Source organism: Allobosea sp. LjRoot237, assembly GCF_964253285.1.
Taxonomy (GTDB): Bacteria; Pseudomonadota; Alphaproteobacteria; order Rhizobiales; family Beijerinckiaceae; genus Allobosea.
In genome coordinates, this window is record NZ_CAXUQP020000001.1 from 1,441,026 (window position 1) to 1,465,721 (window position 24,696).

The window sequence follows — 24,696 nt, forward strand, 5'->3', positions numbered from 1 at the left end:
TGTCGCGCGAGATATGGGGATTTGTCTTCCTGATTTCAGCCTCACGCAACGCGGCCTGTTTCACGTTTGCGTTCTGTCGCGACCAGCCTCTTCTCCGCCGGCCAGCCGCGTCACCCAACCGTCACGCGACTCCTCTAGTCGGCTCGCCATCGCAACGGGCGCAAAACGAGGGCCTCGTGACGCAGACGATCCGCGCGGTGAAGCGCACCACGAACCTCGGCCTGACCACTGCCGTCCATCGCAGCAAGCCGCTCTCGCGCGCCGGCCTGCTGGAGCGAATGTTCACGCTCGCCTTCTCCGGCCTGGTCTATCCGCAGATCTGGGAAGACCCGGTCGTCGACATGGAGGCGCTGGCACTGCAGCCGGACGACCATCTCGTCGCCATCGCCTCGGGCTCCTGCAACATCCTCTCCTACCTCACCGCCAATCCTGCCAAGATCAGCGCGATCGACCTCAACGGCGCCCATATCGCGCTCGGGCATCTCAAGCTCGCGGCCCTGCGCGAGATCGACGATCACGCGATTTTCCGCCGCTTCTTCGGGCAGGCGCAGTCGAAGGCCAATGTCGAGACCTATGACCAATTGATCGCGCCGCGGCTCGATGCGGTCAGCCGGGCCTATTGGGACGGGCGCAACCTCGTCGGCCGCCGCCGGATCGAACTTTTCGCCCGCAATTTCTACCGTTACGGCCTGCTCGGCCGCTTCATCGGCACCGGGCACTTCTTGGCGCGCCGTCTCGGCTGTGACCCCAGGGTCATGCTGCAGGCGACGACGATGGACGAGCAGCGGGCGCTGTTCGACCGGCATCTGGCGCCGGTCTTCGACAAGAAGCTGGTGCGCTGGCTGGTGCGCCAGCCGGCCTCGCTCTACGGGCTCGGCATTCCGCCGGCGCAGTACAAGGCGCTCGCCGCCGATGACGATGCCGGCATCCGCGCGGTGCTGCGCCATCGGCTGGAACGGCTCGCTTGCGGCTTCGACCTGAAGACCAACTATTTCGCCTGGCAGGCCTTCGGGCGTGGCTACGGGCCGGAGCCGGACGCGGCTGTGCCGCCCTATCTGGAGCAAGGCAATTTCGAGACGGTGCGGGCGCGCGCAGCTAGAGTCGCCTATCATCAGAGCGCGATCACCGCCTTCCTCGAACAACAGCCGGCCGAGAGCTGCAACGGCTTCGTGCTGCTCGATGCGCAGGACTGGATGAATGATGGCGAACTGACGGCGCTGTGGACACAGGTCACCCGCAGCGCCGCGCCGGGCGCGCGCGTGATCTTCCGCACCGCCGCCGACGAGCGCTTGCTGCCCGGCCGGGTCCCGGAGGCGATCCTGTCGCAATGGCATTACGATGAGACGCGCAGCCGCGAGCTCGGCGCGCGCGACCGCTCCTCGATCTACGGCGCCTTCCATCTTTATGTCCGCGGAGCGGCCGCGTGAGTGCGGTCAAGGGCAGGCAGGACGCCGCCGGGCGGCCGCACGATGGAGAAGCGCGTCCCCTTCCCCCCGCTTGCGGTGGGGAAGGGTTAGGGATGGGGGGACGGAAAGCGGGGCTCGGGCCTTCTTCCAACTTTCACCAAGCGGCGCTGCCCCCCACCCAACCCTCCCCACCGCAAGCGGGGGGAGGGCCAGCGCCTGCCGGCAACCACGAGAAAGCCTTCCAAGCTGTTGCCTTGCCGAACGCCGCCGGACTGATGGACCGGATGTACCGCTTCCAGCGGCACATCTACGACGCGACCCGTAAATTCTATCTGCTCGGCCGCGACGGGCTGATCGCCGGGCTGAAGCCGCCCCCGGGCGGGACCGTGCTGGAGATCGGCTGCGGCACCGGGCGCAACCTGATCAAGATCGCCCGGCGCTACCCGCAGGCGCGCTGCTATGGGCTCGACGTTTCCGAAGAGATGCTGCGCACGGCGCGCGAGCAAGTCGTCAAGGCCGGACTTGCCGACCGGATCACGCTGGCACAGGCCGACGCGACCAGTTTCGACCCGCAGGCGCTGTTCGGCCGTGCCGGCTTCGAGCGGGTGGTGATCTCCTATGCACTTTCGATGATTCCGCCCTGGCGCGAGGCGCTCGCGCAGGCGATGCGCGTCGTCGCGCCAGGTGGCTCGCTGCACATCGTCGACTTCGGCGACCAGGCGCATCTGCCCGCGCCGTTCAGGGCTGTACTGAACCGCTGGCTGGCGCTGTTCCACGTCACCCCGCGCAAGGATCTCGACGCGGTGGTGATCGAGCTCTGTGCCGAGACCGGCGTCATCGGTGGCTCCACGCGGCTCTTCGGCGGCTATTCGGTGCAGGCCGTGGCGATCAGGCCGGCGTGATCGCCGGGGCTGGACGCTGCCGCTGCTGCACTGCTACGCCAGCAGGATGAGTGAGACCGCCGACCGCGAAGAGAGCAGCGACGGACGTCCTTCGTTGCGCGATCGGCTTCGGCAGCTCTATCACGGGCGGAGCCCGGCGGCGCTGCGCTTCCAGGTCGCGACGCTGATCGTCGACCTCCTGATCATCGGCTTCTTCATCGCGACGCCGCTGCTGCGCGACCGGCCGGAATTCCTCTGGCTCGACTATGCGGTCGCCATCATCGTCGCCGCCGAGATCGCGGCGCGCTTCCTCGCCTCCTCGAACATGCTGCGGCTGCTGCGTCAGCCCACCATGCTGCTCGACCTCTTCATCCTGGCGACCCTGCTGGCGCCGCAATGGCTGGAGAATTTCGGCTTCCTGCGCATCCTCCGGCTCTGGTCGCTGTCGCAGCGCGGCCTGGTGTGGGCGCAGTTGCGCCAGACGCGCTATCGCGATTGGGAGGACGTCGCCAAGGCTCTGGTCAACCTTGCGACCTTCCTCTTCGTCGTCAGCGGCTTCGTCTACACCTTCTTCTTCATGAGCCGGCCCGGGCTGGAGGGCTATGTCGAGGCGCTCTATTTCACCGTCGCGACGGTGACGACGACCGGTTTCGGCGACATCACCCTGCCGGGCATCGCCGGCAAGATGACCTCTATCGTGGTGATGATCATCGGCATCTCGCTGTTCGTGCGGCTGGCGCAGGCCGTGTTCCGGCCGCACAAGGTGACCTTTCCCTGTCCGCAATGCGCGCTGCAGCGCCACGAACCCGATGCCGTGCACTGCAAGGCCTGCGGCCACGTCCTTAAGATACCGGACGACGACGAGTAATTGGCTGGCCTCGGCCCGGTGGTCTCGACGTCTTGTAGAAGGCGATCCGACGCTTGATCCTGCGGGAGCAGGAGTGCTGACATGAGCGAGCCACTTTGACATCTAAAGGGGTATTCGGCCTTCCGGTCAGTCTGAGAATTTTGGAGCGGTGATGGCGCCGGTTGAGGTCAATCCTGAAAAGGTCCGGGAATTCGAGGATGCCTCGCGCTTCTACGACTGGCTTGGCGAGCACCATGACCAGGCGGACGAAGTCTGGATCAAGATCCACAAGCTCTCGTCCGGCCTGCGATCGATCACGCCCAAGGAGGCGATCGATGTCGTGCTTTGCTGGGGCTGGATCGACGGCGTCAGGAAGGGCCTCGACGAGCGCAGCTTTCTGCAGCGTTACACTCCGAGGGGCGCCAGAAGCATCTGGAGCCAGATCAATGTCGACAACGTCGCCCGCCTGATCACGGAGGGGCGCATGACCAGGCACGGCCTGATGCAGGTCGATGCCGCGAAAGCCGATGGCCGATGGGCGCGCGCCTATGGCGCCGGCAGAAATCTGAAGATCCCCGACGATCTCCAGGCTGCGATCGACGCGGAACCCCTGGCCCGGGAGATGCTGTCGAAGCTGAGCGGACAGAACCGCTTTGCCCTGGCGTTTCGCGTCCACAATCTCAAGACGGAAGCCGGGAGAAGGAAGAAGATCGCGGCCTTCGTCGAGATGCTCAAGCGCGGCGAGACGATCTATCCGCAGCGCTAGAAGGGCTAGTGCCGTGTCTCCGCCTCGCGCTTCGCTTCCTGATCCTCGGCCGGTGCACTGAGCGTGATCGCACTCTTCTCCGGCATGCCGATCATCCGGCCGACCGTGGCCGGGCGCGGCATCTGCGCATGCGCCGCCTTCATGATCGCGAGATTGGCGAGGATGTCGGCCGGGAAGGGCGTGACCTTGCGGGTCGCCATGTCGACATGCAGGGACAGATTCTCGGAGGTCGCGGCGAGCCAGCCTTCGCTGGCATGGCGCATTTCGAGATAATAGTGCAGGCGCTTGTCGTCGAAGGCGATGAGTTGCGCGGTGACGCGCACCAGGTCGCTGGCCGTCAGCTCGCGCTTGTAGAGCACATGGCACTCGGCCGAGAAGAACGAGGCCTTGCGGGTCTCGACATAGTCCTGGTTGAGGCCGACCAGTGAGAAGACCTCGTCGACGGCGCGATCGAACAGGACATGGTAATAGGCCATGTTGAGATGGCCATTATAGTCGATCCATTGCGGCTCGACCCGCATCGGGGACGAGACGAAGGGAGCGAAGAACAGGGCGGTCGTGCGAATTTTGTCCGGCATCGGCGCCTCCTTTCGTCCTTTTGTCCCGTCGATGCGTGGGCGGCTCTGCGCTGCCGCCTCTTGCCGGCGCGGGCGTGGCGCGTGACAACAACACGAGCCGCTGCTCCATAGGCCGAACCATTCCAGACTAGGCGAAGTTCTCAAGCCATGACAATGCCTTCTACTGCTTCCGCATCTCAGCCCACCCCTGCTCGTAGTGCAAAGCTGCCGCCGTCGCCGCAAGCCATTGCTGCGATAACGCGGGAGCTGGCGGCACTGTTCGGCAATCGGCTCGTCACCAGCCTCGCCGTTCGGCAGCAGCATGGCCATACGCTGACCTGGATTCCCAACCAGCCGCCGGACGCGGTCGTCTATCCTGAGAGCACCGAAGAGGTGGCCTCGATCGTGAAACTCTGCGTCAAGCACGGGGTTCCCGTCATCGCCTTCGGCACGGGGACGTCGCTGGAGGGGCATGTGAACGCGCCGTTCGGCGGCGTCTGCATCGACATGTCGCAGATGAAGCGTGTCCTTGCCGTCCATGCCGAGGATCTCGACTGCACGGTCGAAGCCGGCGTCACCCGCAAGGAGCTGAACGAGCATCTGCGCGACCAGGGCCTGTTCTTCCCGATCGACCCAGGCGCCGACGCCTCGATCGGTGGCATGGCGGCGACCCGCGCCTCCGGCACCAATGCCGTGCGCTACGGCACGATGAAGGACAACGTCATCGCGCTCACCGCGGTGATGGCCGACGGCGCCATCGTCAAGACGGCGAGCCGGGCGCGCAAATCCTCGGCCGGCTATGACCTGACCCGCCTTCTCGTCGGCTCGGAAGGCACGCTCGGCATTATCACTGAAGTGACGCTGAAGCTGCACGGCATTCCGGAAGCGGTCTCGGCCGGCGTTTGCGCGTTCCCCTCGGTGAAGGCGGCTTGCGATGCGACGATCATGACGATCCAGTCCGGCCTGCCGGTGGCGCGGATCGAACTGGTCGACGATGTGATGATGCGCGGCGTCAACCTGCACTCCAAGCTCGGCCTGCCGGAGACGACGATGCTGTTCGTCGAGTTCCACGGCTCGGACGAGGGCGTGACGGAACAGGCCGAGCGCTTCGGCGAGATCGCGGCCGAATTCGGCGGCGGCGCGTTCGACTGGGCGACCAGGCCGGAGGACCGCTCCAAGCTGTGGCAGGCCCGGCACGACGCCTATTGGGCGGCGCGGGCGCTGCGCCCTGGGGCGGAATCTGTCGCGACCGATGTTTGCGTCCCGATATCGCGGCTGGCCGAATGCGTCGACGAGACCAAGCGCGACATCGAGGCTTCCGGCCTGATCGCGCCGATCGTCGGCCATGTCGGCGACGGCAATTTCCATACCCAGCCGCTGGTCGATCTCGCCGACCCCGACGAGGTCGCGCGCTGCGAGGCCTTCATCGACAGGCTGGTCAAGCGGGCGCTCGCCATGGGCGGCACCTGCACAGGCGAGCACGGTGTCGGCCAGAAGAAGATGAAGTACCTCGAGATCGAGCACAGTCCCGCCGCCCTCGCAGTGATGCGGCTGATCAAACGCTCGCTCGACCCGCAGAACATCCTCAATCCGGGCAAGATCATCGCCTTGTGACATCCAACCGCGTTGTCGAGCGGTATTACCCACAAGAATGTCGTGATCCTGCCGCGACTTGCGTGCATGATCGGGCCGTCGACATTTCGAGGATTGATGCAAGAGCGTGCGTGAGGCCCTGACCTTCCTGGCCGGGCTGCTCGTCGCGGCGTTGCTGGCTGCGCTGGTGGGGCCGGGCTTCGTCGACTGGCGCGAGTACAGGCCCCATTTCGAGCAGCGCATCGGCGCCGCGCTCGGCGTGGAGACGCGTGTCGCCGGCGAAATCGGGCTGCGGCTGCTGCCATCGCCGCGACTGGTGCTGGGCCAGGTGCGCCTCGGCTCCGGCGAAAGTGGTGCGAGCAGCGCCACCGTCGAGACGCTGACAGCCGAGCTTGCTCTGGCGCCATTGGCACGCGGGGAGTTCAGGCTGGTCGAGGCCGAAGCGGATGGGCTGACGCTCAGCCTCGTCGCCGACGAGACCGGCGCGATCGCCCTGCCGGTCCGCCAGGGAACGGGCCTGCCGAGCGAAACGGCGATCGACCGTCTCGCGATCCGGCGGGCGGCCGTGATCTGGCGCGAGCCCGGCACGGCGGCGCAGACACTGGCGCCGCTGTCTCTCGATGTCTCCGCCGTCAGCCTGCACGGACCCTGGCGCGTCGAAGGGGAGGTTGCCGGCTCGTCCGTGCGCTTCGTCACCGGCGCGGTCGAGGCCGATGGGCGGCTGCGCACCAAGCTGTCGGTCACCGGCGAGCAGGCGCAGTTCGGCTTCGACGGTTCGCTGACCCTCGGGGCGACCGAGGGGCGTGTCCGGCCCGGGCTCGAAGGCGGCTTCACCATGGCACCCGGCGGCGCCGTCAGCCTGGCGGGACGGGTGAGTGGCGACAGCCGGCGCCTCGATTTCTCTGGCCTTGCCGTCGACATCGCCGGCGGCGCGGCGCGGCTGGAAGGCGAGGGCTCATTCAATCCGGCTGACAGCACCGTTAGCGTCCAACTCAAGGCACGCCGGCTCGACGCGGACGCGCTGATCGAGGCGCTCGCCCAGCGGCCGGGCTATCAGCGCGCCCTGCAGGCGCTGCCGGGACAGGTCGATTTTTCGCTCGAGCTCGACCAGATCGCCTGGCGCGGCGAGGATTTCAGCGGCTTTGCCCTGCGCGGCAAGCTCGATCGTGACGGGCTCGACGCGGGGAGTGCCACGGTCAGGATCGCCAATGCCGTCCTCGACGCGCGTGGCGCGCTGGACGGCCAGGGTTTTCGCGGCACGGTCGAGGCGAAGGCGCCGGATGCGCGCCGTGCGGCGCTGGCCCTGGCGCGGCTCGGCGTCGAGGCCGGGCTGGCCGACAGCTTTGCCGCCCTGCGCAGCGTCGATGGCACGGCCGCGCTGGACTGGAGCCAGGAACAACTCGCGGTTACGCGCCTGACTGCGCGGGCAGGCTCGGGGCCGCGGCTGGAAGGCTCAGGTGCGATCACGGCGGGCCGCCTCGATGCCAAGTTGACCCTGAACGGGCTTGACCTGTCGACCTTGCCACCAGGCGACAGCCTGAACGCACTCACCGGCCGGCGCGACCTTGCGCTCGATCTTACCCTGAATGGCCTGCGCTACCTGGCGGCGGCGCCGGGCTCGGCCCGGCTTGCACTGACCCGTCAGGGCTCGGACTGGCGCCTCAGCCGCCTGGCCGTCGACGGCTTCGGCGGCGTCAAGGTCGAGGGTGAGGGCGCGTTGCTGCCGGGCGGCGGCGAAATCGCCGGGCGGGTGCGCGCCCCGCGTTTCGCGGCGCTGACGGCGCTGGCCGGGCCTTTGCTGCCGGAAGGACTGCGGCGCGTCTTGCCGCGGATCGAGGACGGGCTCGCCGGCATCGATGCCGGCTTCAAGCTGGCACGCGCGCCGAACGGAGACACCAGCGTCATCGCCGAGGGCTCGGCCCAGGCCGGCCGGCTCTCACTCAACGGCAAGCTCGACGCAGCCGGCCAGTGGAGCGGCGGCGATGTAAAACTCTCGCTCGACGACCGTCGCCGCGCCTTCGCCGCCTTCGGGCTGCCGCGTCCGGCGCGGGGCGGACCAGGCGAGCTTACGCTCGGCTTCGGCGCCGCCGGCCCGGTCGGCTCGCTTGCCGGGCCGGGGCTGATGCTCGTGCTCGAAGGCGCAGGCGATGCAGCGCGGCTGAGCCTCCAGGCCGATGGGCCGGGGCAGGTGCTGCCCGAGGGGCTGGCGCGGCTGGTTCCGGACGGGGTGCTCGACGCGCATGGGCGCGTCTCCTTCGGCGAGGAAGCCAGGCTCGACGATCTCGTCGTCAATGCCGGCGGCAAGGCGGCGCGCGGCGCGCTGAGCTTCTCGGCCGAGCGTGGCATTGGCGGGAAGCTCGACCTGCCGTCGCTCGCATTGCAGCCGGTGCTTGCGGCCGTGCTCGGCCAAGCCCAGCCGGTCAGCGGGAGTCAGTGGTCGCCGAGCCGCTTCCAGGGCGGCACGGCCCTGGGCGAGATCAGGCTCGCCCTCGGCGCCGATCGGCTCGAGCTGACCGACAGGATCGCGTTGTCCAAGGCTCGCCTCGACTTCTCGGCAGGGCCCGATGGGCTCACGTTCGACAATCTCCGCGGTGGCCATGCCGGTGGCGACGTCAACGGACGGCTCACGGTGCGCCGGGATGGTGGGTTGGCGCAGGTCGCCGGCAAGCTCGGCCTGGCCGGGCTCGACCTTTCTGCGCTGACCAAGGGCGCTCTCACGGGCAGGCTCTCGGGCAGCTTCGAGGCCGGCGGCTCCGGCGAGAGCCCGGCGCGATTAATCGCGGCGCTCGGCGGAGCCGGCTCGATCAGCGTCTCGGGCGCCGGCATGGCGCGCTTCGACCCCTCCGCGATCTCCAAGGTGATCGCCGCGACGGGCGAGGATGCTTCCGAGAGCGAGACGGATCGCCTGCAGGACCGGATCGGCGCGGCGCTGGAGAAGGCGAGCTGGCCGCTTGGCAACGTCACCATCCCCTTTACCCAGGCGGCCGGCGTGCTGCGCGTGTCGCCCGTCAGTGTCGAGCGTGCCGGCCTCCGGGCCGACGCCACGGGGTTGGTCGACTGGCGGGCGATGACGACCGATCTACGCCTGAATCTCCGCCCGCTCGGCGCGGCGCCGAAGGGCTGGCCCGAACAGTTGCCGCAGGTCGGCGTCGCCTGGCGCGGGCCGCTGGAGGCGCCCAAGCGCGAGACCGATGTCGGAGCGCTTTCCAACGTGGTGGCGGCGCGGGCGCTGGCGCGCGAGATCGAACGGGTCGAGGCCTTTGAGGCGGATCAGCGCGAGCGGGCGATGAATGTCCGGCGTCTGCGGGCCGAGCGCGAGCTGCGCGAGAACGAGCGTAAGCTGGCTGAGTTCCTGAAGGCGGAGGAGGAGCGCCGCATCGCCGAGGAGAAGCGGGCTGAGGAAGCGCGCAAGGCCGAGGAGGCCAAGCTTGCGGAGGAGGCACGCAAGGCCGAGATCGCACGGCGCGCAGAGGAAGCAAGGCAAGCCGAGGAGGTCCGCAGGGCGGAGATCGCCCGCAGGCTGGAAGAGGCGCGCCTCGTAGAGGAGGCCCGCAAGCTCGAGGCTGCAAAGCGGTTGGAAGAGACGCGCCGGGCCGAGGAGGACCGCCGCCGGGCGGATGAGGACAGGCGCAGGGTCGAAGCCGAGGAGCGGGCGAGGCAGGCTGCGATCCGCGCCGCGATCGAGGGGCGACCCGGGCCGATGATCCTGCAAGGGGCGCCGCCCTCCTATATTCCGGGCGATCCGTATGTCAGGCCGCGCAGCGAGGCTCCGCCGCTGCCGCCGCCGCTCGATATCCAGTCGGTGCCGCGACCGCTGTCGCGCTCGCCCCTGCAGAACTGATCCAAGCCGCTGGCAAACTGATTCAAGCGCATGCGGGGTTGATTCAAGCGCTGCATGCAAGATCTTGATTTGACGACGTTCTTACCTGTGATTGTTTGCTCGGGAGGCGCCTTTGTGAAGCGCGAGAACCGTCATTGCGAGGAGCATAGCGACGAAGCAATCCAGGAGCGGCAGTACTCTACGTCCTCCTGGATTGCTTCGCTTCGCTCGCAATGACGGATGGAGGCCTGCAGGGACAAGAGTCGATCAACCGCCCTGAAGGAGCTTGAAGGCGATCGCCCACATGGTGGCGGCGACGATGCCGTCGAGAATGCGCCAGGATCTCGGATCGGCGAAGAGCGGGCGCAGCCAGCAAGCGCCATAGCCGAGCCCGAAGAAGAACAGGAACGAGCCGGTCATGGCGCCGGCGGCGAAGACCAGTTCCTGCCCGGGAAACTGGCTCGCGATGCTGCCGATCAGCAGCACGGTGTCGAGATAGACATGCGGGTTGAGCCAGGTGAGGGCAGCACAGGTGACGAGGCTGGCGGACAAGGTCGCGCCGCCTGTGGTGCCGACTGCAAGCGCCTCGGATGAGCGCAAAGCCGAGAGCAGGCTGCGCGCCCCGTACCAGACCAGGAAGGCGGCGCCACCATAGCGCAGGGCCGGTTCGAGCATGGGCAGCATCGCCGTCGCCTGCTTCAGGCCGACGACGCCGGCAAGGATCAGGACCGCATCCGACAACGCGCAGGTGAGGCAGATGGCGAAGACATGCTCGTTGCGCAGGCCCTGCCGCAGCACGAAGCTGTTCTGGGCGCCGATGGCGACGATCAGGCTGAGGCCCATGGTCAGGCCGGTGACATAGACGGAAAGAAGCATGGGCGGCGGTCCTGTTTCTCCATCTCGCCTAGGCGCTCCACGTGCTTTAGTGTAGTTAAACATTATAACTCTGATTAAGCAGAGCTAATGTCATGCTCGACTATCCCGCTTTGCAGGCCGTCTCCCTCGTCGTCAGAACGGGTAGTTTCGAAAAAGCCGCGCAGGCGCTGAACGTCACGCCCTCGGCCGTCTCGCAGCGCGTCAAGCAGCTCGAGGAACGGCTCGGGACCGTGCTGATCATCAGGGGCCAACCCTGCATCGCGACGGAACGGGGCGAATGGCTCTGCCGCCATATGGAGCAGGTCGGCCTGCTCGAGGGCGAGCTGATGATGCAGCTGCCGGCGTTGGCCGAACCGGGTTTGCCGCCGCAGCGCGTCACGCTGCGGGTCGCCACCAATGCCGACAGCTTGGGAACCTGGTTCCTCGGCGCGGTGGCGGACTTCGCGAACCGGAGCACGCATCTGCTTGATATCGCCGTCGACGATCAGGAGCATACGGCAGACTGGCTACGGCAGGGGCGGGTGCTTGCCGCCGTCACGGCACTGGAGAAGCCGATCCAGGGTTGCCGCGTGATCCCGCTCGGCTCGCTCCGTTACCTCGCGACGGCGAGCCCGGACTTCATGGCGCGCTATTTCGCCGAGGGCGTGACGCTGCCGGCGCTGGCGCAAGCGCCCTCCCTAGTCTTCAACCAGAAGGACCGGCTGCAAAGCCAGTGGATGGAGCTCGCGCTCGGCGAAAGCCCCGGTCATCCCGTGCATTGGGTGCCCTCGACCCAGGGCTTCGTCGAAGCGAGCCTGCTCGGCATCGGCTGGTGCGCCAATCCCGAATTGCTGGTGAGGGAGCCTCTCGCCGCCGGGCGACTGCGCGAACTCATGCCCGGTACACCGCTGGACATACCGCTGTTCTGGCAGGTCAATCGGATCGCGGCGGACCGCCTGGCGGATCTGACGCGCGCGGTGGTCGAGACAGCGCGGCGCCTGCTCGTCAATCCGCGGGGATGATCCGCGCGGCTTCGGAGCGCCCGCGATAATGCGCCAATACGCGCAGCCGCAGCGCCGAGGAGAGGTTGAGCTCGCCCCGGCCGGAATCGACCTCCATCACCAGGCTGGCTATGGGGCGCTTCTCGGTCGCGGCGATCTCCTTCAGTGCCTCCCAGAACGGCTCTTCGAGCGAGACGCTGGTGCGATGGCCGGCGATGGCGAGGGAGCGCTTGCGCAGGCCGCTCACGCCTCGTCCTTGTCGTCGGTCAGGCGATGACCTTCGAGGCGGCGCTCGGCGAGCGTCTTCTCTGCCTCGGTCAGCTTGCGCTCGGCCTTGGTCCGGCCGAACTCGATCCGGTTCTGCGCCGCCTGCGCTTCGGCCGTTGCCCGATCGCGAGCCTTGCGGGCGCGGCGGAGATTGACAATCTTGGCCATCGTTATGCCAACGGCCAGTGACGCTGACGCGTCAGGCCGTTGCTCCAATGTGGATGTCTCACATGCGGCCGATCGCGTGAGCCATCCACATGCGGAATACCAAGGGTCATTCGCATGCCCCTTGGTATCAGCCCGGGCTGAGCATGTCTTCGGCGACGACGGTCTTGTCGAAGAGCTCGGCATCGACGCCGGCCTTCAGCGCTTCCTCGCGCAGGGTCGTGCCGTTGTGATGGGCCGCCTTGGCGATGCTGGCGGCCTTGTCGTAGCCGATCGCGGGGGCCAGCGCGGTGACAAGCATCAGCGAGCGCGAGAGCAACTCGGCAAGACGCTCGCGATTGGGCTCGATGCCCTCGACGCAATTGATGCGGAAGCTGTCGGCCGCGTCCGCCAGGAGCCGGGTCGATTGCAGGAAAGCCTGCGCGATCACCGGCTTGAAGACGTTGAGCTCGAAATGGCCCTGGCTGGCGGCGAAGGTGACGGTCGCCTGGTTGCCGTGCACGCGGGTCGCGACCATGGTCAGGGCCTCGGCCTGGGTCGGGTTGACCTTGCCCGGCATGATCGACGAGCCGGGCTCGTTCTCGGGCAGGCTGATCTCGCCGAGGCCCGAGCGTGGCCCGGATCCCATCAGGCGGATGTCGTTGGCGATCTTGAACAGATCCATGGCGAGCGCGGTCAGCGCGCCATGGCTGTAGGAGATGGCGCCGTGGCTGGCCAGCGCCTCGAACAGGTTGTCGGCGGTGCGGAAGGGCAGGCCGGTCAGCTTGGCGACCTCAGCCGAGAAGGCCTTGGCGAAATCGGGATGGGCGTTGAGGCCGGTGCCGACCGCGGTGCCGCCCTGGGCGAGCGCCAGCAGGCCGGGCAGGGTCTGCTGGATCCTGGCGATGCCGAGCTGAACTTGCGCGACATAGCCGGAGAATTCCTGGCCGAGCGTCACCGGGGTCGCGTCCTGGAGATGGGTGCGGCCGATCTTGACGAGATCGGCGTAGGCCTCGGCTTTGGCAGCGAAAGCGTCCTTCAGCCGGCCGAGCGCCGGCAGAAGCTCATTCGAGACGGCGAGCGCGGCGGCGATGTGGATCGCGGTCGGGAAGCTGTCGTTCGAGGACTGACCCTTGTTGACGTGGTCGTTGGCGTGGACCGGGCTCTTCTTGCCGAGGCCGGCGCCCAAAATCTCGTTTGCGCGGTTGGCCAGCACCTCGTTGACGTTCATGTTCGACTGGGTGCCGGAGCCGGTCTGCCAGACGACGAGCGGGAAATGCTCGTCGAACGTGCCAGAAAGCGCCTCGTCGGCGGCCTGAACGATCGCCTTCTCGACGGTCGCGTCGAGCAGGCCGAGCCTGGCGTTGACGGTCGCGGCGGCCTTCTTGACCATGACCAGCGCATGCACCAGCGGCAGCGGCATGCGCTCGGCCGGCCCGCCGATCTTGAAGTTCTGCAGCGAGCGCTGCGTCTGCGCCGCCCAATAGCGGTCGGCGGCGACATCGATCGGACCGAAGGAATCGGTCTCGCTACGGAATCCGGTCATAGGGGGAGTCCTTAGATCTCAGGTCTTCTTGCGGAAGGCGTCGAGGCTGACCACCTGGGCGCCGCCTTCGTCCTCGGCCTCGGCCGCTTTCTCGTCAACCGGAGCATCGGGCTTGCCGGTCTCGCCTGCCTCGGCTTTCGACCTGGCTGCTGGCAACGCTTTCGCTGGCGCCTTGGCGGGCAATGCGAGCGGTGCCGCAGGGGCGACGCTGGGTTCGGAGGCGGCGCCGCGCGGCCCCTTCACCGGTGCGGGCGCCTCACTCGCGGGCGCTTCGCCGGCGGCATCCTGCGTCTCGAACTTCAGGCCGAACTGGACCGACGGATCGAAGAAGGTGGTGATCGCGTCATAAGGGATCAGCAGCCGCTCCGGCACACCGGAGAAGGAGAGGCCGACCTCGAAGGCATGATCGCTGACGTTCAGGTCCCAGAACTGATGCTGGAGGACGATCGTCATCTCGTCCGGGTGCTTCTCGCGCAGGCGCTGCGAGAGCCGCACGCCGGGCGCGGTCGTCCGGAAGGTGATGTAGAAATGATGATCGCCCGGGAGCCCGTCGCGGCCCGCCTCGGACAGGATCTTGCGGACGACGCCCTTGAGCGCGTCCTGCACCATCAGGTCGTAGCGGAGAATATCCTTGGTCATCGCGTCCGGATTCCGTTTCCGCTCCTCTAGAGCCGGATGATTTCAAAGGGATCGCCATGCGATGCCATTTGAAATCTGAATCCGTCTCTCATCAAAAAGCTGGAGCAGGATTCATGCGAAAAACCGGTCCCCACTTTTTCGCATCCTGCTCTAGATCACGCCGCGACCGGAGGGAAGCGCCCCGAAACGAAAAAACGTGACCAATTCCATTAGTTTAGAGCGCCTCTCATGCAAAAGAGGCCAGCTGCTTCCGCTGCCCGGTACTGCTTCGTGCAGGCCCAGGCAGAAAAGTGGAGGCTTCTGTTGCCAGGCGCCTCCGAGCCCCGCCTTACGCGGCTAAACGCAAGGGCTTTGGTTTGGGAACCAGCACCGCTTACGCGGCGACAGCAACCCGAGCATTGTTGTCGTTGGCAACTATGCTTTTGGCCCGATAACGGCGGAACCATGCCGAGCAAAAGAACGACCTTTACACCCTCGTCGATCCTATTTCGCCCCCGCCGCAGCCCTGCAGCCTGGTGGCTGCAAGTCCCTGCCGCTCGCGCCGCAGGGCTGTGGTGGAGGCGCCGGGTACCGCCCCCGGGTCCGAAAGGCTTATTCCGACGTCCGTTTATCGCCATAGCCGACCTTGCGGACGGCAAGCGGAATATAGGGACTGAGTGCGCGCGGGGAAAGAGAGCAGAACGCCGTCCCGGCTAATTTCTGCGGAGGCGGCGCAGAAACCACAGGAAAAGCCCTGTGGCCTGCGCCGTTCCCGAACAGGGTGCGATCAGGGCGCTGCCGCGCCGCCGATCACCGAGCCGTCATAGGCATTGAGATCGAGAGTCACCTCGATGCCGCCCTGGGCGCGCCCGGCAATCTCCCAGCGCCAGTCGGCGAGGGCAATCTCCTCGACATGGACGAGGCCATGCTTGAAGGCGATGGAGCGAGCCTGCGCCTCGCTGATCCTCGGCGCGGTGGCGGCGGCCGGATTATGGGGCTTGCTGTCGGCCCAAGCCGAAGCCGAGGCCTGCCCCGCCATGCCGACTGCCAGAAGCAGCGCGGCCAGCATGGATAGTCTGCTCATGATACGGTCCTCATCAGCCGGGTTTTTGATGGAGCATCGGATCGTTCCGGAAACCCGGAAGCCACCTTAGAGCCTCTAACAAAACCTGAGCAGGTCTGGACGCCGGCAATTCGTCCGATCCGCCAGGAGCGGCGCGCAGTCGATACCGTTGGTATCGGCAAGCGGCGCAACGCCGCGGGCGGGCGAATTCCCGGTGCCGAAGGTGGGCCTTGGAGGGCCGCCTGCGGCGTCGGACCGACTTGCCGATATCGAAGGATATCGGCTGCGCGCTCCTCCTGGCATTCGGCTCCTCCAAGGCCCATCCAGATCTGCTCAGGTTTTGTTAGAGGCTCTAAATCCGATGCTCCAAGCGCAAACCCGAAGCGCCCCTTCTGTTCATCAGGCATTCAGATTGGGGCGGCCCTGCGGCATTGCAATATCCCGGTCGTTCACGATCCCTGTCATTATCGTGAGAGCTGTGGGAGAAGCTGCGCCGACGAGGCCGGAATCGTCCCGGCCGTTGTGCCATTATCGTGGAGGCGGGAGTGGTCCGCAGGCATCCAGAGCAGCAATATCTCGACCTCGTCGACGACGTATTGAGCCGCGGCGACGAGAGGATCGACCGGACCGGCGTCGGCACGCGCTCGATCTTCGGAGCGATGGCCCGCTTCGATCTCTCGGACGGCACGGCGCCGATCCTCACCACCAAGCGCGTCTTCTGGAAGATTGCGGTGAAGGAGATGCTGTGGTTCCTGACCGGCCAGACCAATATCCAGCCGCTGGTCCGCGAGAACGTGCGGATCTGGACCGATTGGCCGCTTGCGATCTATCGCCGCGAGACCGGCGAGGACATCTCACAGACCGATTTCGAGCGGCGCATCGTCGAGGATGATGGCTTCGCGGCGCGCTGGGGCGATCTCGGCCCGGTCTATGGCAAGCAATGGCGGCGCTGGCTCGGGGCCGACGGGCGTGAGCACGACCAGATCACCGATCTGATCAGGACGCTGCGCAACAATCCAACCAGCCGGCGCATGCTCTTCCACGCCTGGAACGTGCCGGAGCTGAGCTCAATGGCGCTGCCGCCGTGCCACATGGTCTATCAATACCATGTCACGAGCGACGGGCGCCTCAACTCGCTGTGCTACCAGCGTTCGGCCGACCTGCTGCTCGGAGTCCCGTTCAACTGGGTCGGTGCGACCGCGCTCCAGCTGATGATCGCGCAGCAGGCCGGCCTGCAGCCGGGCGAGCTCGTCTGGTTCGGCGGCGATGTCCACCTCTATCTCAACCATCTCGAGCAGGCACAGGGACAGCTGGAACGGGAGCCGCGGCCGTTCCCGACGATGCGGTTGAACCGCCAGGCGGCCAGCATCGACGACTACCGCATCGAGGACTTCGAGGTGGAGGGGTATTCGCCCCACGCCGCCATCAAGGCCGACGTCGCGGTGTAACCGACGCCCCTTGGTTCAATCTGAATAGTTGACCGAGCCAAGCTAGCGGCGGGGGGCTTTAGAAGGCTATTAGGCGCTGATGTTGCCACCAGCACGATCGACACGTCGAGAGCTGGAAAAATCAGCTGCGCCCACTACGCCAGTGAACTCGGAGCAAGTCGGGGCTATACGACTTTTCTACTCAGCATATTCGAGGATTACGAGAAAAGGCTTCGAGGCGGTTGATCGTACGGATCAGCGTCTTCTTGCCGGAGCAGAGATGTTTCATTTCTCTGTCACGACATGTCAAAGCCCACATCCAATATGTACTTCGCAAACGCTGCGCCCTCGGGATCTGCGGCTTGTCGGGCTTTGTCCTCGGACCACCCATATGAGGATGCAATACCGAAGCGGGCTTGATTTCGCTGCCGATCGGGCTCTGTGGGATGAACTGCCTCGCGCCGTGTATCGTAAGCCTCGATCTCCGACGTCAGTTCGCTATCGTCATAGCGATCATGATGAACCGTGACAGACATCGGCAGGCGCATCGATATGTGCCCATCACCAGCAGGATAGCCGACGCAGAGCCCCGCCACCGGAAAGACGCCGTCGGGCAGCCCGAGCAGTTGCGCCATCTGCGGCATCTTGTTGCGAATCACGCTGATCGGGCAGCAGCCCAACCCTGCCATTTCGGCGGCCAGGACGAAGGCCTGCATGGTCAGTGCCGCATCAACCGACGCGTTCAGGAAGCCTTCGAGATTGCGGTTGCTCTGGTGATGCCCGCGCAATGCGCCGAGTTTCTCCAGGCGTAGGCTGTCGCCGCAGAACACGAGAAACCGAGGCGATTCCCCGATCCATGGCATCGCGGGGAAGTGCCTTGCGATGTCGGCGCGCAACGAGCGATCGTTTACAATGACGACGGAGGCTTGCTGGAAGTCCGATTTCGAGGATGCCGAGAGTGAAACGGCCAGCAGCGCTTCAATCAAATCCTGCGGAACCGGCCGCTCCGCATAAGCCCGATGCGTCCTTCGGGCGAGAATGCGTGCGAGCTCTGGAGGAAGCGAATCGAAGGCCGGATTGTCCGAAGTGACGCCGAAGCGGTCGGCGAAGGCCCTAGCGTTGACACCCGTCATCAAACCCTCGTTTGCTACGATTTCCGGCAGGTTTAAAACGCTCAATGCGCTCAGCCAGCCAAGCGCGGACCTTCTATGACGCGAGCTTAACACCTTCTCTCGGAACGACCACGGCGCGGATAGCTTCACCCAGCCTCGCATCGGGCATGCCGGCACTCAGAGCCGCGGCAATATCAGCGGGTTAGCATAGAGCTGTCCCTCGTCGATCAGGGCGGCGATATCTTAACCATGGGCTGAGCGATGGGCCTGTGACGGTACTTCAGTAGGTCGCCCTGCCACCGGAGAGATCGAAGCAGGCACCCGTCGAGAAAGAGCACTCGTCCGAGGCCAGCCAGGCAATCATCGCCGCGACTTCCTCGGGGCGGCCGGGACGCCCGAGCGGTATTTTCGCGGTGACCGCCCGATAGGTCTCCTCCGACATTTGCTTGACCAGTTCGGTCGCGATCACGGCCGGAGCGAGGCAGTTCACCCGCACCTCGGTATCGGCGAGTTCCTTGCCGAGGGCCTTGGTCAGCGCGATCACCGCGCCCTTCGCCGCGGAGTAGCCGGTCATCGTCGCATTGCCTTCCTTGCCGGCGATCGAGGCGAGGTTGACGATCCGCCCGGCATTGCGCTGCCGCATCAGCGGGACGGCCGCCCGGCAGCACAGGAAGGTGCTGGTCAGATTGATGTCGAGCGTGCGGCGCCAGTCGGCGAGGCTGTAGCGCTCGATCGGCACGGTCGGGCCGGTGATCCCGGCGCAGTTCACCAGGATGTCGAGACGGCCGTGACGGCCGAGCAGCCGCGCCATGCCGGCCTCGACGGAGGCCTCGTCGGTGACGTCGATCCTGTCGTCGGCCGCCTCATTCAGATCCCATATCGCGACGGTCGCACCCGAAGCGGCGAAGCGCTGGCTCACGGCCCGCCCGATGCCGCCGCATCCGCCGGTCAGCAGCGCAACCTTGCCGTGGAGGTCGATGGCGTTCATGCGGTTGCTCCTTCGTCCCGTCTCAAGCTCGCGCCCTTCGTCACCGCCTCGTCGCGGCGCGCCAGCAGCGCCTTCGCCGCGGCCAGCGCCTGCCTTGCCCATTCGCGCTGGCCGAGCGCGGCGCAGCGCTCCAGATGCGGGACCTCGACGCTGATCGGCAGCGCCGCCGGCAATTGCGTGAAGATGCCGACAAGGTCGACGCCGCCTTCACCCGGCAACAGGCGCGCGCAGCGCGCCGTGTGGATCAACTCGGCGTCGGTCGTCGGAATCTCGGCCGGCGCATCGCAGATCTGGGCGTAGCTCAACAGCCCGGCCGGGATCGCGGCGATGTCGGCCAGCGTCGTGGTGGAGCGGCCGGCGTGCAGGGCGTCGACCAGAACGCGGCCATTGGGCTGCGCCGCATGGGTCACGATCCGCAGCGCGGCGCGAGCATCGGGTACCTTCGTCCAGGGCATGAATTCGAGGTCGCCGGTCAGTCTGAACGGCGCCGCCGCCTCGCAGAAGGCGGCGAAGGAGGCCGTCAGCCGCGCCTCGTCGGGATCGTCTCCGGCCACCAGGATGGCGCGTGCGCCGAGTTCTCCGCTGGTCTCCAGGAAGGGCAGCACCGTTTCGACGGCGAAATCGGCGCCCAGCCGGACGATCTCGACATCGAAGACGGAGACACCGGTATCGGCGATGCGCCGCTTCGTCTCCGCCAGCAGCGCCGCATCCTCGATCAGGCGGCTGAATTCGCCGCCGGGCGCGGCCGGCAGCGCCCGCAAGCCGACCGCGTCATAACCGAGCTCGGCTGCGATCGAGATCGCCTCGGGTGGCTCGAGCGGGACGCTCGTCAGATAGGCGAGCGAGAACATCGGATTCATCGCTGGCATCCTCGGTCAGGCCAGCGGCGAGATCGCGGCCGGCAGCGTGATCGTCGAGTGCATCTCACCGGTCAGCCAGGCGGGCCCGCCCTTGGGCGGCCAGATACCCTTTGCGACGGAATCGGCCCGCACGGCGGCACGCGCATCGAGGCTGGCGAAGGGCCAGATGTGGGTGAAGCGCGGTGGCCCGTCGAGCGCATACATCGCGATCACCAGCGGTGAGAGCTTGATGCGCTCGGGGATCGCCGCCTCCCAGGCGGCGATGGTGGCCGGCACGCCGCCATGCTTCAGCCGGTAGGTCCTGATCTCGTAGACGTTGCCGAGCTTGCCGGGCTGGATCGGCGGCAGGAAGGGGAAGGGCGCATAGCTGTCGAATGTCAGGGCTTCGATGTGCTCGCCGGCCCCGAACGGGTTCGTGGTGTCGAGCGCCCGGTGGCGCTCGGCCTGCAGCTCGGCATCGTCGGTGAAGCCGCGCAGGGCAAAAATCTCGTTCAGCGCGCCGATCTCGCTCGTCCAGCAGCCGAGCAGGGTCCCCCTGGCCTCGGGCGCCTTCACATAGGCTTCGATGCCGGCGATGACGTTCGCGGTCTTGCCCAGGTGGACGGTGAGGGTGGCGATCTCGTAGCGCATGGCGGTTTTTCCGGCTGTTTCAGGAGCGATTGTTGTCGAGGGGGACGCCGGCCGCGTCGTGGGCGGCGACATAGCCGAAGGTCATGGCGGGACCGAGTGTGATGCCGCCGGCCGGATAGCGCCCGGCCATCATGCTCGCCATGTCGTTGCCGACGGCATAGAGCCCCGGAATCGGGCGCTCATGGGCGTCGAGCACATGGGCATGGGCGTCGGTCTTCAGCCCGGCGAAGGTGCCCAGACTCCCGGGCACGATCCGCACGGCGTAGAACGGAGCGGCGGCGATCGGCGCGATGCAGGGGTTGGGCTTGTGCGAGGCTTCGCCCTGCACGCGGTTATAGGGCGAGTTGCCCTTGCCGAATTCCGGGTCGCGGCCATGCGCCGCCTCGCGGTTATAGGCGCGCATCGTCTGCTCCAGCCCGGCGGCGTCGATGCCGCAGCCACGGGCGAGATCGCCGAGGCTGTGGCCGCGGCGCAGATAGCCGTTGCCCAGCCAGCGCCCGATCGGGAACGGGCGCGGCCGCACCCGGCCGAGCCCGTAGCGGCGCAGGAAGGCATGGTCGCAGATCAGCCAAGCCTCGCAGGTCTCGCCCGGCGGCGTCGCGGCGAACAGCCCCTTCATCACGTCGTGATAGGAATCCGCCTCGTTGACGAAGCGTCTTCCGTTGCGCCTCACCATGACGAGGCCGGGCTTGGCGCGTTCGACCAGATGCGGAAAGCGCGCCGGCTCGCCATCCTTCTTCGGTACGAGCGAAACCGGTGCCCAGGCCCCGGCATCCGAAAGGTCGATGTCGACATGGCCGCCGGCCGTCTCGCCCAGCCGGATGCCGTCGCCGCTGTTGGCGAGCGGTGCGGCGGACCAGTGCTCGCTGCCCGACGGCGCATGCGGAAAGAGCTGCGCCTTGCGTGCCCTGTCATGCGGAAAGCCGCCCGCCGCCAGCACGACGCCACGCCGGGCCCGGATCGGAACCGCCTTGCCCGCCACGCTCGCCATCGCACCAACGACGCGCCTGCCCTCGCGGATCAGCGCGCTCGCCGGCGTCGCGGCCATCAGGCGAACGCCGAGATCGTCGGCCGATTTGAGCAGGCGGGCGGCGAGGGCATTGCCGTTGACCAGATGCATGCCCCGGCCATGGGCGACGAGGTCGAGCGCATGGCGCGCCAGCCGACGCGCGACATGCAGGAAGGAGGGCAGGGAACGCGTCGCCTTCAGGAAATGCTGCAGATCGGCGCCCGAGCCGATGTTCATGCCGAAAGGCGCGACTTCGGCCAGAGGCGAGCGCAGATCCTTGATGCGCTCCCCGAGCCGGCGCCCGTCGAAAGGGGCCGCGCAGATCGAGCGGCCGCCCAGCGCCGTGCCGTCGGAGCCGTCATGGAAATCCGGGATCCCGTTGCCGTCGATGAAGGCGAGGCTGGTCTCGTCCTGGAAGAAGGAGACCATGCGCGGTCCCTGCTCCAGCAGCATGTCGACGAAGGCTTCGTCATAGCCGTCGCCGAGCTCGCTGCGCAGGTAGCGGCGCGGCGCCTCGATGTCCTCGCGGATGCCGGCGGCCTGCGCCAGCGGGTTGCGCGGAATCCACATCCAGCCTCCCGACCAGGCGGTGGTGCCGCCGAACTGCGCCTCCTTCTCGATCACGATGACGTCGAGCCCGAGCCAGGCGGCGGTCACCGCCGCCGCGAGCCCCCCCGCGCCCGAGCCGACCACCAGGAGATCGCAGTTGAGTTCACCCGTCGCCGCCATCAGGCGACATCTGCCCGGTGCGGCCTCGGCTGCGCCGCGGTCTGCGCCTGCCCCAGCGCGTGCTGCATCGCCCGATAGGCGAAAGTGATCGCCGGGCCGATGGTGATGCCCGGGCCGGGATAGGTTCCGCCCATGATCGAGTTCGCCTCGTTGCCACAGGCATAGAGCCCGCCGATCGGCCTATTCTCGCCATCGAGCACGCGGGCCCATTCGTCGATGACGAGGCCGGTCGCCGCGCCGATATCGCCGGGCTGGAGGCTGACCGCATAGAAAGGCCCGGTCGCGATCGGCCCCAGCGTCGGGTTGGGGCTCTGCGAGGCGTCGCCGTTGGCGCGGTGATAGGCGGTGGTCCCGCGCCCGAATTCCGGGTCGACCCCAGTCTTCGCATAGGCGTTCATATTGGCGATGGTCGCCTCGAGCGTCGCCGCATCGATGCCGAGCTTGCCGGCGAGGGCCGCGACGGTCGCGCCTTCGACGAGATAGCCGTCGTCGAGATAGGGCTTGAGGTTCTTCGTGCCCATCCGGACCTGGCCGAGCCCGTATTTCCGGAGCCCGACCGCGTCGGTGATAATGTAGCAGGGGATCGTCGGCGCGCTCTGGTTGGCCTCGAACATCGCCCGCACGAAGAGGTGATAGGAGGTCGACTCGTTGACGAAGCGCCGGCCACGCGGGTCGACGCAGACCGTGCCCGGCTTGCTCCGGTCGAGCACGAAATGCGGGAAGACGGCGGTGCTGCCATCCGGCCGCTTGCGCACGGAGACCGGCGCCCAATAGGCATTGTCGAGATTGCCCTCGCCGAGCCGCGCGCCTAGCCCGATCGCCAGATCCTGCATCTCGCCGGTATGGCCGGGAGCCGAGGGGCTGAGCGCCGGCGTCGGCGCGGACAGCAATTCGGCGCGCCGGGTCTTGTGGCGGTTGAAGCCGCCGGCCGCGAGCACCACGCCATGCCGCGCTGCGATCCGCCGGGTCCGGTCATTTTGCGTAAGGACCACGCCCGTCACGTTGCCGGCATCGGTCAGGAATTCCGATACGGAGGTGCCAGTGAGGACAGCTCCGCCATGCTTCCTCAGCGTCAGCAGCAGGCGCCCGACCAGCGCATTGCCCATGACCAGGCGCGTGCCGCGCGGGCTCTTCAGCCGGTCGAGGCCATAGCGACAGAGGATCGCCGCAGCATGGCGGAAGGATGTCCATGATTTTTTCAGCCCGAGCAGATGCCCGATATCGGTGCGGTCGACCATCATGCCGCCGAACAGCGTGAATTCCGGGATCGGCGGGCGGATGCGGGCGAGATCGCCGCCCAGCTCGCGGCCGTCGAAGGGGATCGGCTCGAGCGCCCGCCCGCGCATCGTCGCGCCTTCGACCTGCTGCTCGTAATCGGGATGGGTGGCGTAGGGCCGGAACCTGACATCGGTCTTGGCCTCCAGAGTCGCGATTGCCTCCGGGCCGCTCTTGAGGAAGGCCTCGCGCAGATGGGCTGGTGAGCGATTGCCGACGACGCCCGTCAGGAAGGCGGCCGCCTTCTCTAAGCTATCGTCGGTCGCGACCTTGCCCGCATGCATGGAGTTCGGAATCCAGGTCGTCGCCGCCGAGAGCGCGGTCGTGCCGCCGACATGGTCGGTACGCTCGACGACGAGCACGGATTTGCCGGCGATGGCGGCGAAGACTGCCGCCGCCAGCCCGCCGCCGCCGGCCCCGACGACGACGATGTCGTAAGTCGCGTCCGCAGGAACGGTGTCCAAGGTGGTGAACATCGGGCGCCTCCTCAGCCGAGCCTCTCGCCGGCCATCAGGAAATCCACCATCGCGCCCTGCAGCGCCTGGTACATCTCGCTGCCGGTCGAGGTCGGGCAGCCCCGTCGGCGCGCCGCCTCGATCAAGGGTGACACGATCGGAACCGTGATGACGCAGCCGACGAAGGTGCCCGGCGCCAGCTTGTCGATCTCGACGGGCAGGGCGTCGCCCGGCTTCATGCCGGCCGGCGTCGCGTTGGCGACGAGGTCGAAGCCGGTCGGATCAGGCGAACCGGGCACGACCTTGAGCTTGTCCCTCGCGTTGAGCCGCGCGATCAGCCGGTCGCGCCGGGCAGCGTCGGCATCGTGGATCGCAAGTTCGCGCGCGCCGGCATCGATCAGAGCGAGCGCGATCGCCGAGCCAGCCCCGCCGGCGCCGATCAGCAAAGCGCGCTTGCCGGCGGGCTCGTAGCCCTGCGCCTTCACCGCGCCGACGAAGCCCAGCCCGTCGACCATCTCGCCATGCCAGGCGCCGTCCTTGCGCCGCCGCAGGATGTTGACCGCGCCGAGGAACTCGCCCCGCTCCGTCGCGCTGGCGCAGTGCTCGTAGCAGGCGAATTTATGCGGGACAGTGACGATGATGCCGTCGAGGTTGGGCAGCCGGTTGGCGATCTCGAGGAAATCCTTCAGATCCTCGGACGAGACGCGGACGGGCGCGACGACCGCGTCATGATCGCGCGCAGAGAAGGCGGCCGTCATGCCGGCCGGCGATTTCACCTGGGCGATCGGGTCGCCGATGATGACGTTGAGGCGCGTCGCGCCTGTGATGTTGAAGTCCATCGTACTCT

Annotated in this window: 22 protein-coding genes and 1 other RNA gene; 8 read left to right on the plus strand and 15 right to left on the minus strand. The window is 67.1% G+C overall.

The annotated features are described in order from the left end of the window. Positions 1 to 176 precede the first annotated feature (176 nt). The 4 genes from ACSQ24_RS06980 to ACSQ24_RS06995 all read left to right on the plus strand — a co-directional run bounded on the left by ACSQ24_RS06980 (position 177) and on the right by ACSQ24_RS06995 (position 3,900). Positions 177 to 1,427 carry a DUF3419 family protein gene (locus ACSQ24_RS06980; RefSeq protein WP_436093984.1) on the plus strand — a complete coding sequence of 417 codons (1,251 nt, stop codon included), beginning with the start codon at positions 177 to 179 and terminating at the stop codon, positions 1,425 to 1,427. Positions 1,428 to 1,690: 263 nt separating this feature from the next. Next, on the plus strand, positions 1,691 to 2,308 hold the full coding sequence (locus ACSQ24_RS06985) for a class I SAM-dependent methyltransferase (protein ID WP_436097838.1): 618 nt from the start codon (positions 1,691 to 1,693) through the stop codon (positions 2,306 to 2,308). A 46-nt stretch (positions 2,309 to 2,354) separates the two neighbouring features. After that, on the plus strand, positions 2,355 to 3,155 hold the full coding sequence (locus tag ACSQ24_RS06990; RefSeq protein ID WP_436093985.1) for a potassium channel family protein: 801 nt from the start codon (positions 2,355 to 2,357) through the stop codon (positions 3,153 to 3,155). Between the two features lie 151 nt (positions 3,156 to 3,306). Then, positions 3,307 to 3,900 (plus strand): YdeI/OmpD-associated family protein, encoded by a 594-nt coding sequence (locus tag ACSQ24_RS06995; protein WP_436093986.1) that lies wholly within the window; start codon positions 3,307 to 3,309, stop codon positions 3,898 to 3,900. A gap of 5 nt (positions 3,901 to 3,905) precedes the next feature. Here the strand turns inward: ACSQ24_RS06995 and ACSQ24_RS07000 are convergent, their stop codons facing one another. Further along, positions 3,906 to 4,478 (minus strand): thioesterase family protein, encoded by a 573-nt coding sequence (locus ACSQ24_RS07000; RefSeq protein WP_436093987.1) that lies wholly within the window; start codon positions 4,476 to 4,478, stop codon positions 3,906 to 3,908. A gap of 147 nt (positions 4,479 to 4,625) precedes the next feature. On the opposite strand from ACSQ24_RS07000, the gene ACSQ24_RS07005 reads away from it, so the two are divergent. Both ACSQ24_RS07005 and ACSQ24_RS07010 read left to right on the plus strand, forming a co-directional pair. Continuing rightward, positions 4,626 to 6,071, plus strand: coding sequence for an FAD-binding oxidoreductase (locus tag ACSQ24_RS07005; RefSeq protein ID WP_436093988.1), 1,446 nt, complete (start codon positions 4,626 to 4,628; stop codon positions 6,069 to 6,071). Between the two features lie 106 nt (positions 6,072 to 6,177). Continuing rightward, a complete protein-coding gene (locus ACSQ24_RS07010; protein ID WP_436093989.1) occupies positions 6,178 to 9,891 on the plus strand; it encodes an AsmA family protein in 3,714 nt (1,237 codons plus the stop codon). A 246-nt stretch (positions 9,892 to 10,137) separates the two neighbouring features. Here ACSQ24_RS07010 and ACSQ24_RS07015 read toward each other — a convergent pair whose 3' ends face one another. Further along, a complete protein-coding gene (locus tag ACSQ24_RS07015) occupies positions 10,138 to 10,746 on the minus strand; it encodes a LysE/ArgO family amino acid transporter (protein WP_436093990.1) in 609 nt (202 codons plus the stop codon). A 92-nt stretch (positions 10,747 to 10,838) separates the two neighbouring features. Between ACSQ24_RS07015 and ACSQ24_RS07020 the strand changes: the two genes are divergently transcribed. Further along, entirely contained in the window at positions 10,839 to 11,747 is a 909-nt protein-coding gene (locus tag ACSQ24_RS07020) for a LysR family transcriptional regulator ArgP (RefSeq protein WP_436093991.1), read from the plus strand. Here the strand turns inward: ACSQ24_RS07020 and ACSQ24_RS07025 are convergent. The 6 genes from ACSQ24_RS07025 to ACSQ24_RS07050 form a co-directional block, all read right to left on the minus strand. Continuing rightward, positions 11,731 to 11,973: a ribbon-helix-helix domain-containing protein gene (locus ACSQ24_RS07025; RefSeq protein WP_436093992.1), complete on the minus strand. Its 243-nt coding sequence runs from the start codon at positions 11,971 to 11,973 to the stop codon at positions 11,731 to 11,733. The genes ACSQ24_RS07020 and ACSQ24_RS07025 overlap by 17 nt on opposite strands. After that, on the minus strand, positions 11,970 to 12,161 hold the full coding sequence (locus ACSQ24_RS07030; RefSeq protein WP_436093993.1) for a DUF4169 family protein: 192 nt from the start codon (positions 12,159 to 12,161) through the stop codon (positions 11,970 to 11,972). The genes ACSQ24_RS07025 and ACSQ24_RS07030 overlap by 4 nt, the downstream gene beginning before the upstream one ends. Before the next feature lie 127 nt (positions 12,162 to 12,288). Further along, positions 12,289 to 13,683 (minus strand): class II fumarate hydratase, encoded by a 1,395-nt coding sequence (gene fumC, locus ACSQ24_RS07035; protein WP_436093994.1) that lies wholly within the window; start codon positions 13,681 to 13,683, stop codon positions 12,289 to 12,291. 18 nt (positions 13,684 to 13,701) lie between these two features. Next, complete coding sequence (locus ACSQ24_RS07040) at positions 13,702 to 14,322, minus strand: SspB family protein (RefSeq protein ID WP_436093995.1); 621 nt, start codon at positions 14,320 to 14,322, stop codon at positions 13,702 to 13,704. 289 nt (positions 14,323 to 14,611) lie between these two features. Continuing rightward, positions 14,612 to 14,997: a transfer-messenger RNA gene (gene ssrA, locus ACSQ24_RS07045) on the minus strand. Positions 14,998 to 15,088: 91 nt separating this feature from the next. Beyond that, a complete protein-coding gene (locus tag ACSQ24_RS07050) occupies positions 15,089 to 15,385 on the minus strand; it encodes a PepSY domain-containing protein (RefSeq protein ID WP_436093996.1) in 297 nt (98 codons plus the stop codon). A 524-nt stretch (positions 15,386 to 15,909) separates the two neighbouring features. Between ACSQ24_RS07050 and thyA the strand changes: the two genes are divergently transcribed. Continuing rightward, the gene (gene thyA / locus ACSQ24_RS07055; protein WP_436093997.1) at positions 15,910 to 16,812 is read left to right on the plus strand and encodes a thymidylate synthase; all 903 of its coding nucleotides are present in this window, start codon (positions 15,910 to 15,912) and stop codon (positions 16,810 to 16,812) included. Positions 16,813 to 17,087: 275 nt separating this feature from the next. Here thyA and ACSQ24_RS07060 read toward each other — a convergent pair whose 3' ends face one another. From ACSQ24_RS07060 to ACSQ24_RS07090, 7 genes are all read right to left on the minus strand, one after another. Next, positions 17,088 to 17,924 (minus strand): nitroreductase family protein, encoded by an 837-nt coding sequence (locus tag ACSQ24_RS07060; protein WP_436093998.1) that lies wholly within the window; start codon positions 17,922 to 17,924, stop codon positions 17,088 to 17,090. A 259-nt stretch (positions 17,925 to 18,183) separates the two neighbouring features. Next, positions 18,184 to 18,891: an SDR family NAD(P)-dependent oxidoreductase gene (locus ACSQ24_RS07065; protein WP_436093999.1), complete on the minus strand. Its 708-nt coding sequence runs from the start codon at positions 18,889 to 18,891 to the stop codon at positions 18,184 to 18,186. Beyond that, positions 18,888 to 19,751, minus strand: coding sequence for a sugar phosphate isomerase/epimerase family protein (locus ACSQ24_RS07070; protein WP_436094000.1), 864 nt, complete (start codon positions 19,749 to 19,751; stop codon positions 18,888 to 18,890). The genes ACSQ24_RS07065 and ACSQ24_RS07070 overlap by 4 nt, the downstream gene beginning before the upstream one ends. 15 nt (positions 19,752 to 19,766) lie before the next feature. Continuing rightward, positions 19,767 to 20,381: an NIPSNAP family protein gene (locus tag ACSQ24_RS07075; RefSeq protein WP_436094001.1), complete on the minus strand. Its 615-nt coding sequence runs from the start codon at positions 20,379 to 20,381 to the stop codon at positions 19,767 to 19,769. Between the two features lie 19 nt (positions 20,382 to 20,400). Further along, a complete protein-coding gene (locus ACSQ24_RS07080; RefSeq protein WP_436094002.1) occupies positions 20,401 to 22,119 on the minus strand; it encodes an FAD-dependent oxidoreductase in 1,719 nt (572 codons plus the stop codon). Beyond that, positions 22,119 to 23,870 carry an FAD-dependent oxidoreductase gene (locus ACSQ24_RS07085; RefSeq protein ID WP_436094003.1) on the minus strand — a complete coding sequence of 584 codons (1,752 nt, stop codon included), beginning with the start codon at positions 23,868 to 23,870 and terminating at the stop codon, positions 22,119 to 22,121. The genes ACSQ24_RS07080 and ACSQ24_RS07085 overlap by 1 nt, the downstream gene beginning before the upstream one ends. A gap of 11 nt (positions 23,871 to 23,881) precedes the next feature. Beyond that, on the minus strand, positions 23,882 to 24,688 hold the full coding sequence (locus ACSQ24_RS07090) for a shikimate dehydrogenase family protein (RefSeq protein WP_436094004.1): 807 nt from the start codon (positions 24,686 to 24,688) through the stop codon (positions 23,882 to 23,884). Positions 24,689 to 24,696 lie beyond the last annotated feature (8 nt).